This is a genomic window from Streptomyces sp. 3-6 (assembly GCF_056323165.1).
This window is the reverse complement of sequence record NZ_JBWHZP010000003.1, coordinates 59,331-72,446: the sequence shown is the minus strand read 5'-3', so window position 1 is coordinate 72,446 and position 13,116 is coordinate 59,331. Positions and strand designations below refer to the sequence as shown.

Sequence of the window (13,116 nt, the reverse complement as noted above, 5' to 3'; positions counted from 1 at the left end):
GCCCCCGTGGGAGGCCGCTGCGCGTGCCCCCGACTCCGTTGGACGGCCCCAGCAGCCGGCCCGGCCCCTCGTCGACGCTCCTGCGCGTGACCCGTCCCCTCGCCGAAGCCCCTGCGGGTGGTCCCGACTCCGTTGGACGCCGCAGCAGCCGGCCCGGCCCCTCGCCGGACGCCCCCGCGGGTGGCCCGGACCCGCCGGACGTCCCCGCGGTGGCGGGAACCCGCCGGTGCGCGTCCGCAGGGCGTGGGCCGTCGGTAACCTCGCCGGATGACGTCCCGAGTCGCCCGCAGGTACCGGATCGCCACCGCGTTCCAGCGCCGGATCAACCCCGTCATGCGCCGGTTGCCGTTCCAGACGCTGCTGGAGACCACCGGCCGGGTCTCCGGACTGCCCCGCACCACCCCGGTGGGCGGCCGGCGCACCGGGGACGCGTTCTGGCTGGTGTCGGAGTTCGGCGAGCGGTCCCAGTACGTGCGCAACATCAAGGCGGACCCCCGCGTGCGGGTACGCCTGCGGGGCCGCTGGCACACCGGCACCGCCGTGCTGCTGCCCGACGACGACCCCAGGGCACGGCTGCGCCGCCTGCCCCGCCTCAACGGCGTCGCCGTGCGGGTGTTCGGCGCGCAGCTGCTGACGGTGCGGATCGACCTGGACGACTGAGGCCGACGCACCCACCCGGGCGTGGCCCAGGGGTCGGGGACGGGCGGGTTCGGACGGCACGGGGCCTCCTCCCCGCCCGCGACCCTCACCTGAGGGGTCGTCACGCGCCCGCCGGGGCAACCGCATTCGGCCGCCCGGGGTGACACCACGGCGCGAGAGCACGCAGAAGGCTGTAAAGACCTTGTGAACCCGGACGCGCCGCCGTGTGATCGGCGTCTCCCACGGCTGACGCATCCGCCGTGTGCAAGGCAAACTGGCGTGGTGGCTCAGTGACATTGGGGGGACTGCATGGACGGTGTGCCGCGAGTGCCGGAGCAGCGGCGGCCCGGCTCCCCGGCGGAGTCCGCGGCGCTGCGGTTCTGCGTGCTCGGCCCGGTGCGCGCCCGGCGCGGTGACGAGCCCGTCGCCACCGGTTCGCCGCAGCAACGCGCCCTGCTCGCCGCCCTGTTGCTGCGCGAGGGCCGTACTGCCACGGCGGCCGAGCTGATCGACGCGCTGTGGGGCGAGGAACCGCCCTCCCAGGCACTGGCGGCGCTGCGCACCTACGCCTCCCGCCTGCGCAAGGTCCTGGACCCGGGGGTCCTGCTGAGCGAGTCCGGCGGGTACGCGGTGCGGCTGCCGTCCGACGGTGCGCTGGACCTCGTCGTCGCGCAGGAACTGGCGGCGGACGCGGAGAAGGCGCGGGCCGCCGGGGACCTGTGCGCGGCGCGCGCGGCCCTGGACCGGGCCCTCGGCCTGTGGGACGGCGAGGCGCTGGCCGGGGTGCCGGGCCCCCACGCGGAGGCGCAGCGGGCGCGGCTGGAGGAGTGGCGGCTCCAACTCCTGGAGACGCGGCTGGAAATGGACCTGGAGCAGGGCTGCCACGCGGAGGCCGTCTCGGAGTTGACGGCGCTGACCGCCGCCCACCCGCTGCGCGAACGGCTGCGGGAGCTGCTGATGCTGGCGCTGTACCGCAGCGGGCGCCAGGCGGAGGCACTGGCCGTGTACGCCGACACCCGGCGGCTGCTGGCCGAGGAACTGGGCGTGGACCCGCGGCCGGGCCTCCAGGATCTCCAGCAGCGCATCCTCCGCGCGGACCCGCACCTGGCGGAGCCGTCCTCCCCGGCGCCCGGGCCGACGGCCCCGGCGCCGGTGCGGCCGGCGCAACTCCCGGCGACCGTGCCCGACTTCACCGGCCGGGCGTCCTTCGTGCGCGAGCTCGGCGAGACCCTCGCCTCGGCCGAGGGCCGGGTGATGGCGGTCTCCGCGCTGGCCGGGATCGGGGGTGTCGGCAAGACGACCCTCGCCGTGCACGTGGCGCACCGGGCCCGCCCGGCCTTCCCGGACGGGCAGCTCTACGTCGACCTCCAGGGGGCGGGCGCGCGGGCCGCGGAGCCGGAGACGGTCCTCGGCTCGTTCCTGCGCGCGCTGGGCACCCCGGACTCGGCGATCCCCGACGCGCTGGAGGACCGGGCGGCGCTGTACCGCTCGGCGCTGGACGGCCGCCGGGTGCTGGTGCTGCTGGACAACGCCCGCGACGCCGCCCAGGTGCGTCCGCTGCTGCCGGGCACGGAGGGCTGCGCGGCCCTGGTCACCTCCCGGGTGCGGATGGTGGACCTGGCCGGGGCCCATCTGGTGGACCTGGACGTGATGTCGCCGGACGAGGCGCTGACCCTGTTCACCCGGATCGTCGGCGAGGAGCGGGTGGCGTCCGAGCGGGACGCCGCGCTGGACGTGGTGGCCGCGTGCGGTTTCCTGCCGCTGGCCATCCGGATCGCGGCCTCCCGGCTGGCGGCGCGCCGCACCTGGACGGTGTCGGTGCTGGCGGCCAAGCTGGCGGACGAGCGCCGCCGGCTGGACGAGTTGCAGGCCGGGGACCTGGCGGTGAAGGCGACCTTCGAGCTGGGCTACGGCCAGCTGGAGCCGGCCCAGGCCCGCGCCTTCCGGCTGCTGGGCCTGGCCGACGGGCCCGACCTGTCGCTGGCGGCGGCCGCGGCGGTGCTGGACCTCCCGGCGGACGACACGGAGGACCTGCTGGAGTCCCTGGTGGACACCTCCCTGGTGGAGTCGGCCGCGCCGGGCCGCTACCGCTTCCACGACCTGGTGCGGCTCTACGCGCGTGCCTGCGCGGAGCGCGACGAACTGCCGCCGAGCGAACGGGAGGGCGCGCTGTCCCGCCTGCTCGACTTCACGCTGGCGACGACGGCGGGGGTGTACGCGGCCGAGCGCCCGGGCGACCGGCTGGTGGACCACCTCGCGCCGACCGCCCACCCGGGGCTGACCTTCCCGGACCGCGAGCGGGCCCGGGACTGGCTGTACACGGAGGCGAACTGCCTGCTGGCGCTTGCCCGGCAGTCGGCGTCCCGCCCGGACACGCTCGACCGGGCGGCCGACCTGCTGTGGGCCGCGCTCGACATCTCGGAGTCGGGGGCCAACCCGCGCGAGTACGCGGCGACGGCCGAGGTGCTGCTGGAGGCGGCGCACCGGTTCGGCGGGCCCCGGGTGCGGGCGCGGGCCCTGATGACGCTGGCCCACGCGCACGTGGACGGCGGCCGGTTCGACCGGGCCGACGAGGAGGCCGGGCACGTGATCCGGCTGGCCGAGGAGGCCGACGACCTGCTCCCGGCGTCCTGGGCGCGCAACGCGCGCGGCATCATCGCGCTGTACCAGGGCCGCAACGAGGACGGCGAGGAGCACCTCTCGTACGCCATCGAGCACTTCCGCACCCTGGGCGACCGCCCCGGCGAGGCCAGCGCCCTGTGCAACCTCTCCCGGATCCACCTCGCCACCGGCCGCACCGACAGCGCGGTGGCCCTGGCCGAGCAGGGCATAGCGATCTACGACGCGATGGGCAACTCCATGCGGGGCGCGAACGGGCGGTACGCGCTCGGCATGGCGCTCACCCGCGGCGGCGGCCTCGACGAGGCGGCGGACCGGCTCGGGGAGGCCCTCGACGTGTTCCGGGAGAGCCGGCAGCGGCTGTGGGAGGGCATGACCCTGTTCCGGCTGGCCGAGGTGGACATCGCGGCCCGGCGGTTCGGCCAGGCCGCCAGCAACGCGGAGATGGCGCTGACGGTGCTGCGCGGCATCGGCGGGGAGTGGCGGCGCGGCAACGTGCTCACCGTGCTGGGGCACGCCCTGACGGGCGCGGGCCAGACCGGCCGCGCCGAGGTGTGCTGGCGCGACGCCCTGCGCATCTACGAGGAGCTGGGGGCGTCCGAGGCGGCAACGGTGCGCGAACTCCTGGAGCGTGTACCGGCCGTGTGACAAACCGGCTCGCCGTTCATCATTCGTTTATCGCCCGGCGCCATGCTGGGTTCCGGTCGATCCGGCGCGTCGGGGGGCAGGCGGGTCGGCCGGAGAGGGGCCGCGCGCCTTCCGGGGGGAAGGGGCGGCGGCCCGGTGGGCCCGCCCGGGCGTCCTCGGGGGAATGTCCGGACGGGCCCTCGCCGACCACCGCACGACACACAACGCAAGGGGAGCACCGCATGAGCGACGAGCAGGACATCAAGCCGCAGGACATGCACGCCACCGGGGGGACCGAGCCGACGCCCGTGGCCGGCGACAAGTCCGGCGGGGGGAAGGCCGGCACGGAGGACATGCACGCCACCTCCGAGCCCCTGGAGACCAAGGACATGCACGCCACGTCGGAGCCGTTCAGGCCGACCCGGTAGCCATCTCCGCACGGGGGCGGGCCGCGGCGGCGCGGAGGGGAGCCGCCGCGGCCCGCTGCGTGCCCGGGGCACGGACGAGGGGCGGCCGGTCCACGTGACCGGCCGCCCCGCGCGCGCCCGGCACCCGCCGGCCCGCCTCGCGCGCGGAGACCGACGGGGCCGGTGACGGCGCGTGACGGTCAAGTCCGAGGGGAGAAGCCCCTGTTGCACGCCCCGCGCTGCGAAGCCCCGGCTTCGAAGGCCCCGTTGACGCGCAGGCGCCCGCGCGTCCGCTCGCGCCGACGGCCCGCGCGACCCGCCGCCCACCGGCGTCCACCGGCGTCCACGGAGCGTCCACCGGGCGCTCCGACGGATCGCCGTACGGTCCGGCCGGCCGACGGCGGGCACGCGCGAACGCGTCCCGGACCCGGTGGTCCGGAACGCGCTCCCCTACGAAGGGTTGTGCCGCCGCGGTTCAGCGGGTGACCGGGTGCGCCTCGGGGTCGAGGTGGCACCGGGCGACGAGCTTCGCGCGCCGGTCGGCGGCGTCGATGAAGACCTTCGTGGTGACGCTCTCCTTGCCGGGCACGGCGACATCCTGCTCCACCATGGCGATGCCGGTGCCGTCGCGCTCCTGGAAGAGGAGGCGGACGGTGAAGCTTCCGTACTCGGGGTTGGGGTTGGTGACCCGGACCTTCGCGTACCGGACCTTCTTCGACGCGCAGCTCAGCAGGTCCGCCTCGGCCATGTCCAGGGGCTCGGAGTTGTAGCCGCCGCTGCTCGTACCGCTGGAGCCGGAATCGGCGCCCGTGTCGGAGCCGTAGTCGGAGCCGTAGTCGTAGTCGTCGTCATCGTCGTCGTCGTAGTCGCGGTGGTGGCTGCCGCCGGACGTCGAGGAGGAGTCGTGGTTCTGTGAGGAACTGCTGCAGCCTCCCCCGCCGCCGTCGCCACCGCCCCGGCCACGTCCCGTCGAGAACCCCGTCAGGGCGAGGACGACCAGGACGGACACGGCAGTGAGTCTGAGTGTGTTCCCCCGAAAACGCATGTGCCGCATCCTACTTGACACAGTGTCACGAGCATGTCACCAACCCGTGACCGTCCCGTCCTCGGCTCCGCTCCCCAGGAGAGGAACGGTCGGCGCCCCCGGGCGGGCGCCGACGACCGGCCGTGCCCGCCCGGCGGGGCGTCACGTCGTGCGGGCCGTGCCGGTGCCCTTCTCCGCGTCCAGCGCGTACACGCAGCGGTCCTTGCTACAGGCGTACACCACACCGTCCCGGACCACCGGGGAACCGGTGATCTCGCCGCCGGTGGCCAGCTTCCACCGCAGCCGGCCGTCGTCGGCCTTCAGCGTGTAGAGGAGGTGGTCGGTGGACCCGAAGTGGATGCGCCCCTCGGCCACGGCCGGGGCGCCCACGATGTCCCCGCCCGACTGGAAACGCCACTTGGGCGTGCCCGTGACGGCGTCCAGGGTGTAGAGGCCCTTGCCGCTGCCGACGTGGACGTGTCCGGCGGCGACCAGGACCGGCTCGACGGAGGTGCGGGCCTCGGTGGCGATGCGCCAGCGGTCGCGGCCGTCGGTGGCGTCGAGGGCGTAGACCGTGCCGAGGTAGTCGGCCAGGTAGACGCCGCCGCCCGTGACCGCCGGCCCGGGGACGAACGCGGGCGGGCAGAGGAAGACCGCCGGGGCCTCGAAGTGCCAGCGCACATGACCGCCCGCGACGTCCAGGGCGAGCACCCGCGTCCCGGCGGAGACGTAGACGTAGCCGTCGGGGGCCTGGGTGACGCGGACCGGGACACCGCCGCAGGAGGCCGCGTCGCCGATCGGGTAGGACCAGCGCTCCTCGCCGGTGCGGGCGTCCAGGGCGCGCAGCCGGGCGTCCTGCCAGACGTAGACCGTGCCGTCGTGCAGGTCGGGACCCGCCTCCGGGGTCTCGAAGTCGGTCTGACAGCCGGTGATCTCCCACAGCTTCTGCCCGGTGGACGCCTCCCAGCCCTGCGCGCCGCCGCCGCGGGTGCCGGTGACGACGGTGCCGCGCTCGGCCCGCAGCGAGTACACCCAGGCGTCGGTGGACAGCCGCCACAGGTCGCCGCCCTCACGGGCGTCGAGGGCGAAGAGGGTGGGGCCGTCGGAGGCGTGGATGCGGCCGTCGGCGACCGCCATGGACCAGGCGACGTCCCGGGTCTTGAAGCGGCGACGGCCGGTGGCCACGTCCAGGGCGTGCACCTCGAAGGAGGTGACGTAGACGAGGTCGCCGTCGACGGACGGGGTGCCCCACACGTCGTTGGACATCCGGAACCGCCACGGCCGCCAGCCGCTGGGCTGCTCCGGCGCCGCCGGGGCGGGCGGCACCGCGGGGTCGGCACCGTTGACGCCGGGGCGGGGCTTGGCCCAGGAGGCGGCGAGGGCGGCCTCGGGCGGGGGCGCCGTCACGGCGGCGGCCCGGACGTCGGCGACCCTCGGCCCGGGCCCGATGGGCACGGCCGCGCCCGCCAGCCGCACCGGTCCGGTGCCGGCGGCCGGTGCCCCCACCGGCGCGGGCCGGGACGGGGGCGGCGGCGGGACGACCGGGTCGTGCGGCGGCGGGGGCGGGGGCGGCGGCACCGCGGGCCGGGCGGCGCCGGCGCCGCGCCCGGTGCCGTGGGAGGGCCGGGGGGCCGGACGGCCGCCGCGCCGGGACTCGATCAGGTGGACGGCCCGCTCGGGCAGCCAGGCGGACGCCGTCCCACTGTCGTCGGAACCGGAGCCGAACAGGTGCGGGGCGAGCTGCGCCTGGAGGTCGGCGGGGTTGGGGCGGGCCGTGGCCTCCATCTGCATGCACGACTCGATCAGCGGGCGCAGCTCGTCCGGCAGGCCGTCGAGGTCGGGGCCCTCGCGCAGCAGCATGAAGACGGTCTCGACCGGGTTGGCGCCGTGGAAGGGCGGGTGCCCGGTGGCCGCGAACACCAGCATCGAGCCGAGCGAGAACACGTCGCTCGCCCCGGTGACGCTGCGGGAGTCCTTGGCCTGCTCGGGCGACATGTAGGCGGGGGTGCCGACGGCGACGTTGGTCATCGTCAGACGGGTGTTCGAAACGCCGGACGCGATACCGAAGTCGATCACCCTCGGGCCGTCCTCGACGACGAGGACGTTGGACGGCTTGAGGTCGCGGTGGACGAGTCCGGCGCCGTGGATGGACTGCAGCGCCTCGGCCACCCCGGCCGCCAGCCAGCGCACCGCCTGGGGCGGGAGGGGCCCGCACTCGTTCACTATCTCCTCGAGGGAGGGCGCGGGGACGTACGCGGTGGCCAGCCACGGCACGGCGGCCCGGGGGTCGGCGTCCACCACGGCCGCGGTGTAGAAGCCGGAGACCGCGCGGGCCGCCTCCACCTCGCGCGTGAAGCGGACCCGGAACAGCTGGTCCTCGGCCAGCTCGGTCCGGACCGTCTTGATCGCCACCCGCCGCCCGGACGCCGAGCGCGCGAGATAGACCAGCCCCATGCCACCGGCACCCAGCCGTCCCAGCACCTCGAACGGCCCGATACGCCGCGGATCGTGCTGCGTCAGCTGATCCACCACTTGCCTGCCACCTCCCCGTACGAGTCGCGCCACCGCCTGTGCGCGCGACCGAAGTGCAGCGTCTCACCACCGCACCGCCGCGGCGGCACGCCCCCCGATTCTTCCTGTCCGGCGCGCAGGTTGCGAACCCGGGGACAAAGGGGATGTCCAGTGATTTTCACGACAGGTACGACTCGGGCGGCACGTCGGGCGGGCAGTCCCGGGCTGGTTGCGTCTCGGGGGAGCCCCCCGGCGGGCCGCACCTCGGGCGGGCGACCCCCGGCGGGCCGCCCCTCGGGCCGGCGGCTCAGCGGCGCAGCAGCGCGAAGGACGCCCCCTGATTGTCGGTGACGACGGCCACCGTGCCGTAGGACGTCTCGAAGGGCGGGACCTGGACGCGTCCGCCGAGCCGGGTCACCTCCGCCATCGTGGCGGCCGGGTCCTCGGCGGCGAAGTGCACCAGGAAGTGGGGCGGCATCTCGGCGGGGAAGACGTCGGAGACGGGGGCGCGGCCGAAGTCGGGCTCGGCGTCCGGCCCGAACAGGGCGTCGTGGAAGAGGTCCCCGTAGAAGTCGTTGGCCGCCTCGGTGTCCCGCGTGTAGAGCTGCACCCACGCGAAGGTGCCCGGCTCCCGGCGGCGGCCGAAGCCGCGGTGCCCGTCCGGCTGCCACAGGCCGAACACGGCGCCCTCGGGGTCGGTGACGAGCGCCGCGGTGCCCAGTCCGTCGACCGGCAGCGGGGCGGAGACGATCTGCCCGCCCGCCGCGCGGATCCGCCGGCAGAGCGCCTCGGCGTCCGGAGTGGAGAAGGAGACCGTCCACACGGTGGGGAGCCGGCCGTCGGCCTTCCGCCCGAGGGAGGCGACGGGCTCCCCGTCCTTCAGCGCCCGCACCCGGCCCCCGGGACCCTCCTCGAAGGTCCACCCGAAGAGGTCGCCGTAGAACCGCCGGCCCGCCGCCACGTCCGGCAGCTGCACGTCGGCCCAGCACGGCGCGCCCTCCGCGTACTCCGGTCCCTCTGCGTGACGCGATGCACTGTTTTCGGCCATGCCGCCAACGTAACCACGTCGCCCGCACCCCGCAGACCAGGCACACCACGGTCCAGGGACCCCCACACCCCATTTGCAGTCGGCCGAATCGCGCTCCCCTGCCCCCTCGGTAAGCTGACGACATGACAGGACAAGTGCGTACCGTGGACGGCCGCGTGGCCGGACGACGTGGGCAGGCGACGCGGCAGAAGCTGCTCGACTGTCTCGGCGAGATGCTCAGCTCCTCCCCCTACCGGGACGTCAAAGTCATCGATGTCGCCAGGAAGGCCGGAACCTCACCGGCCACCTTCTACCAGTATTTTCCGGACGTCGAGGGCGCGGTTCTGGAGATCGCCGACCGGACGGCCGCCGAGGCCGCCGAACTGGCCGGACTGCTGGAGGGCCGCTCCTGGGCCGGCAAGGCCGGCTGGCAGACGGCACAGGAACTCGTCGACGGCTTCCTGGACTTCTGGCGGCGCAACGACGCGATCCTGCGGGTCGTCGACCTCGGGGCGGCCGAGGGCGACAAGCGCTTCTACAAGCTCCGGATGAAGATCCTCAACTCGGTGAACGGCTCCCTGGTGGACGCGGTCACCGAATTGCAGGCCAAGGGGCGGATCGACAAGGACGTGAACCCGGCGGCGATCGCCGGCTCCCTGGTCACCATGCTCGCGGCGGTCGCCTCGCACCAGAAGGGGTTCACCTCCTGGGGCGTCAAGCAGGCCGAGCTCAAGCCCAACCTGGCGCTGCTGGTGCACCTCGGGGTCACCGGCAGGAAGCCGACCCGGTAACCGACCCGGTCACCGCCCGGTCACCGCGCGGGGGGCCTGCGCCTCTCCCGCTTCCTGGGCCTCTCTCGCCTCCCTGCCTCTCGCTTCCCTGCCTCTCGCTTCCTCGCCTCTGGCTTCCTCGCCTCTCGGGCCTCTCGGGCCTCTCGGGCCTCCGGTGGCGGCTCGTGCGTCTCCCTCACCTCCTTCGCTCCCCCGCCTCCTCCGGCTGCGGCACTTCTCGCGTCATCCGCGCCGCTGTCGTCCTCCTCGGCTTCCGCGCCGCTGTCGTCCTCCTCGGCTTCCGCGCCGCTGTCGTCCTCCTCGGCTTCCGCAGCTTCTTCGCCGTCCTCGCCTTACTCGCCTTCCTCGCTCTTTCAGCGTTCCGCAAGTCCTGTCCGGCAGGCGGCGGTTCACTCCGGTGGACCGCCGCCTGTTCCGCTCCCGGGCCGCCCGGACGCCGCTGCTGCGGGCCGGCCCGCGCGATGGCAGTCCGGGCAGGTGCGGTCCTGGCGGGCGCGTTGCGGGCAAATGCGGTCCGGGCATGTGCGTCACGGGCACGTGCGGGTCGGTCGGGTGGATCCGGTGCGGCTCCGGAGGTGGCCGGGGACCGGCGGCCCGGGGCCTGGCCGCGTGGTGTGGAGACGGTGTCAGGCGGGCAGGGGGCGGTCCTTCACCAGGTGCTTCATCACCAGCGTGGACGTCAGCCGCTGCACGCCCGGCAGGGTCGTCAGCCGCTCGTCGTAGAGCCGCTGGTAGGCGGACAGGTCGGCGGCGACCACCCGCAGCAGGTAGTCGGGCTCCCCGAACAGCCGCTGGGCCTCCAGCACCTCGGGCACGTCGCTGACCGCCTGCTCGAACTCCCGGACCGTCTCCCGGTCCTCCTGCCGCATGGACACGAAGACCAGCGCCTCGAAGGTGAGCCCCACGGCCGCCGGGTCGACCACCGCCCGGTAGCCGCTGATCGCTCCCGACCGCTCCAGCTCCCGCAGCCGCCGGTGACAGGGCGAGACGCTCAGGCGTACGCGCGCCGCCAGCTCGGTCACGGTCAGCCGCCCGTCCAGCTGGAGCTCCGCAAGAATTTTCCGGTCCATGTCGTCCATGGGGGAAACCTTGCCCCAACCACCTCCTGAACGGGAAAAATACGGGAACACATACGGCCCGAACCCGCCTAATCTCGCCCTCATGGACACCGGGACCCTCCTCGCCTTCCTCGCCCTCGACCTGATGCTGGTGTGCGTCCCGGGTGCCGACTGGGCCTACGCGATCTCGGCGGGACTGCGCGGGCGGTCGGTGGCGGCCTCGGTCGGCGGTCTGGTCGCCGGGTACGCCCTGCACACGGTGCTGGCGGCCGCCGGGCTGGCGGTCCTCGTCGCCGGGTCCCCTGTGCTGCTCACGGCGCTCACCGTGGTGGGGGCGGCGTATCTGGTGTGGCTGGGCTGGAGCGTGCTGCGCCGCCCGGGCACGCCGGGCGCCGGCACCGGTGCTCCCGACGCGAGCGGGGTCCGCGCCTTCCGCCAGGGGGCGGTGATCAGCGGCCTCAACCCCAAGGGCCTGCTGCTCTACCTCTCCGTGCTCCCCCAGTTCCTGGTCACCGGGCCCGACGCCCACCTGCCGGTGGCGGCGCAGACCGTCGTCCTGGGGCTGGCGCACATGGCGTGCTGCGCGGCCGTCTACCTCGCGGTGGGCGTCGGCGCGCGTGCCGTCCTGGGCACCCGTCCGGCCGCGGCGCGGGCGGTGGTCCGCACCTCGGGGGCCGCGATGCTCGGCATCGGCGCCCTGCTGCTGGTGCAGCGGCTCGCGGTGCTCTGACGCGGGCCGCACGCGGGCCGCGGCGCGGCGGGTTTCCGCCATCCGGGGGACGGGTGGAACCCGGCGGTGTCCGGACCTCGTTGTGCTGCACGCGAGCGCACGGCACGCCCGCCGCCCTCGTGTACGGTCCGACGCTTCCCGTCCTCCGGAGGAACCCCCATGGCTGCCCTGAGCCGCGAAGAACGTGAGCAGTTCCTGGCCGAGCCCCTCGTCGCCGCCCTCTCCGTCACCGGGGAAGCCGGACGGGCGCCGCTGACGGTGCCGATCTGGTACCAGTACGCGCCGGGCGGGGACGCCTGGATCCTGACCGGTCTGCACAGCCGCAAGAACAAGCTGATCGGTGCGGCCGGCCGGTTCTCCCTCATGGTCGACCGCGTCGAACCCACGCTCCGTTACGTCTCCGTCGAGGGACCGGTCCTCGACACCGTCCCCGCCACCGTCGAGAAGCTCCGGGAGATCTCCGCGCGCTACCTCCCGGCCGACAAGGTCGACGGTTACGTCGACTACGCCTGGAAGAACCACGGCGAGCAGGTCGTCGTCCGCATGCGTCCCGAGCGCTGGGTGTCCTCGGACCTCGGCTCGTTCTGAACGGTCCGCTGCCGGCGGGCGGCCGGGGGCGCCCTGCCCCGTCGCCCCCGGGCCGTGCCGGGTCCGGGTGGTGCCCGGCACGGGTGCGCCGGCCCGGATGACCCGCGACGGACAGCGGCCCGCGACGGACAATGGGGCATGGCCGACGATCTGCACGAGTCGCACGAGTCGCACCAGCCGAACGAGCTGGACGAGCTGGACGAGCTGGACGAGCTGGACGAGCTGCTGAGGTCCCTGCGGGTGTGGGACCCGGAGGTCACCGAGCTGCCCCCGCTGGACCCGGACACCGCGCCGGACGAGCCGTTGCCGCTGTTCACGCGCTGGCTCGCCGAGGTGGCGGCGGCCGGGCAGCGCGAACCGCACACCCCCACTCTGGCCACCGCCGACGAGGCGGGGCGGCCGGACGCCCGGGTCGTGATGCTGCACGGCGCGGACGCCGACGGCTGGTCCTTCGCCACCCACGCCCACAGCCGCAAGGGCGCCCAGCTGGCTGCCCGCCCGTATGCCGCGCTGGTCTTCCACTGGCCGGTCCTGGGGCGCCAGGTACGGGTCCGCGGTCCCGTCGCCGCGGCCCCGGCCGAGGAGGCGCGGGCCGATCTGCGGGTGCGCTCCACCGGTGCGCTGGCCGCCGCCCTCACCGGGCGGCAGAGCGAGGTGCTGGACTCGGTGGAGGAGCTGGCCCGGGCCTCGGAAGCGGCCTGGGAACGGGCCACCGCCGAGCCGGACGCCCCCGTGCCGTCCTGGACGCTGTACCGGCTGCGCCCGGAGGAGGTGGAGTTCTTCCAGGGCGACGCCCGCCGCCGCCACGTCCGGCTGCGGTACCGGCGACGCGCCGTGGAGGGCGGCGGGGGCGACGACGGTGCCGGGCACCCGCACGGACCCGGGCACCCGCACGGACACGTCCCCGCGGACGAGAACGGACACGTCCCCGCGGACGAGAACGGGCACGGAGCCGGGCGCGAGGACGGGCACGGAGCCGGGCACAAGCACGCCCGTGCGGACGGGCACCTGGAGGGGCGCCGCGGGACGGCGGGGCCGTGGCTCCGCGAGCTGCTCTGGCCGTAGCCGCCCCTTCCCTCCCGGTGTGAGCCCGTC

At 75.1% G+C, this 13,116-nt stretch carries 10 protein-coding genes and 1 pseudogene; 7 read left to right on the top strand and 4 right to left on the bottom strand.

Annotation, left to right across the window (positions count from 1 at the left end; all coding sequences use genetic code 11):
- Positions 1 to 267 precede the first annotated feature (267 nt).
- The 3 genes from AC02VZ_RS06435 to AC02VZ_RS06425 all read left to right on the top strand — a co-directional run bounded on the left by AC02VZ_RS06435 (position 268) and on the right by AC02VZ_RS06425 (position 4,313).
- Positions 268 to 660, top strand: a complete 393-nt coding sequence (locus AC02VZ_RS06435; RefSeq protein WP_476474781.1) for a nitroreductase/quinone reductase family protein — start codon at positions 268 to 270, stop codon at positions 658 to 660.
- 288 nt (positions 661 to 948) lie between these two features.
- Positions 949 to 3,906 carry an SARP-family global regulator AfsR gene (gene afsR / locus AC02VZ_RS06430; RefSeq protein ID WP_476474780.1) on the top strand — a complete coding sequence of 986 codons (2,958 nt, stop codon included), beginning with the start codon at positions 949 to 951 and terminating at the stop codon, positions 3,904 to 3,906.
- 221 nt (positions 3,907 to 4,127) lie between these two features.
- On the top strand, positions 4,128 to 4,313 hold the full coding sequence (locus AC02VZ_RS06425) for a hypothetical protein (protein ID WP_476474779.1): 186 nt from the start codon (positions 4,128 to 4,130) through the stop codon (positions 4,311 to 4,313).
- 454 nt (positions 4,314 to 4,767) lie between these two features.
- On the opposite strand, the gene AC02VZ_RS06420 is transcribed toward AC02VZ_RS06425, so the two are convergent.
- The 3 genes from AC02VZ_RS06420 to kbpA all read right to left on the bottom strand — a co-directional run bounded on the left by AC02VZ_RS06420 (position 4,768) and on the right by kbpA (position 8,875).
- Positions 4,768 to 5,301, bottom strand: coding sequence for a hypothetical protein (locus tag AC02VZ_RS06420; RefSeq protein WP_476474778.1), 534 nt, complete (start codon positions 5,299 to 5,301; stop codon positions 4,768 to 4,770).
- A gap of 177 nt (positions 5,302 to 5,478) precedes the next feature.
- A complete protein-coding gene (gene afsK / locus AC02VZ_RS06415) occupies positions 5,479 to 7,848 on the bottom strand; it encodes a protein serine/threonine kinase AfsK (RefSeq protein ID WP_476474777.1) in 2,370 nt (789 codons plus the stop codon).
- A gap of 286 nt (positions 7,849 to 8,134) precedes the next feature.
- The gene (kbpA, locus tag AC02VZ_RS06410) at positions 8,135 to 8,875 is read right to left on the bottom strand and encodes an AfsK-binding protein KbpA (RefSeq protein WP_476474776.1); all 741 of its coding nucleotides are present in this window, start codon (positions 8,873 to 8,875) and stop codon (positions 8,135 to 8,137) included.
- Positions 8,876 to 9,009: 134 nt separating this feature from the next.
- Between kbpA and AC02VZ_RS06405 the strand changes: the two genes are divergently transcribed.
- A complete protein-coding gene (locus tag AC02VZ_RS06405; protein WP_476474903.1) occupies positions 9,010 to 9,645 on the top strand; it encodes a TetR family transcriptional regulator in 636 nt (211 codons plus the stop codon).
- Between the two features lie 626 nt (positions 9,646 to 10,271).
- On the opposite strand, the gene AC02VZ_RS06400 is transcribed toward AC02VZ_RS06405, so the two are convergent.
- Positions 10,272 to 10,724, bottom strand: a complete 453-nt coding sequence (locus AC02VZ_RS06400) for an Lrp/AsnC family transcriptional regulator (RefSeq protein ID WP_432057267.1) — start codon at positions 10,722 to 10,724, stop codon at positions 10,272 to 10,274.
- 82 nt (positions 10,725 to 10,806) lie between these two features.
- Between AC02VZ_RS06400 and AC02VZ_RS06395 the strand changes: the two genes are divergently transcribed.
- The 3 genes and pseudogenes from AC02VZ_RS06395 to AC02VZ_RS06385 form a co-directional block, all read left to right on the top strand.
- Positions 10,807 to 11,433 (top strand): LysE family translocator, encoded by a 627-nt coding sequence (locus AC02VZ_RS06395; RefSeq protein ID WP_476474775.1) that lies wholly within the window; start codon positions 10,807 to 10,809, stop codon positions 11,431 to 11,433.
- 159 nt (positions 11,434 to 11,592) lie between these two features.
- Entirely contained in the window at positions 11,593 to 12,021 is a 429-nt protein-coding gene (locus AC02VZ_RS06390; RefSeq protein WP_362099593.1) for a pyridoxamine 5'-phosphate oxidase family protein, read from the top strand.
- A gap of 150 nt (positions 12,022 to 12,171) precedes the next feature.
- Positions 12,172 to 12,864, top strand: a pseudogene (locus tag AC02VZ_RS06385) (pyridoxine/pyridoxamine 5'-phosphate oxidase); the annotation flags it as partial.
- Positions 12,865 to 13,116 lie beyond the last annotated feature (252 nt).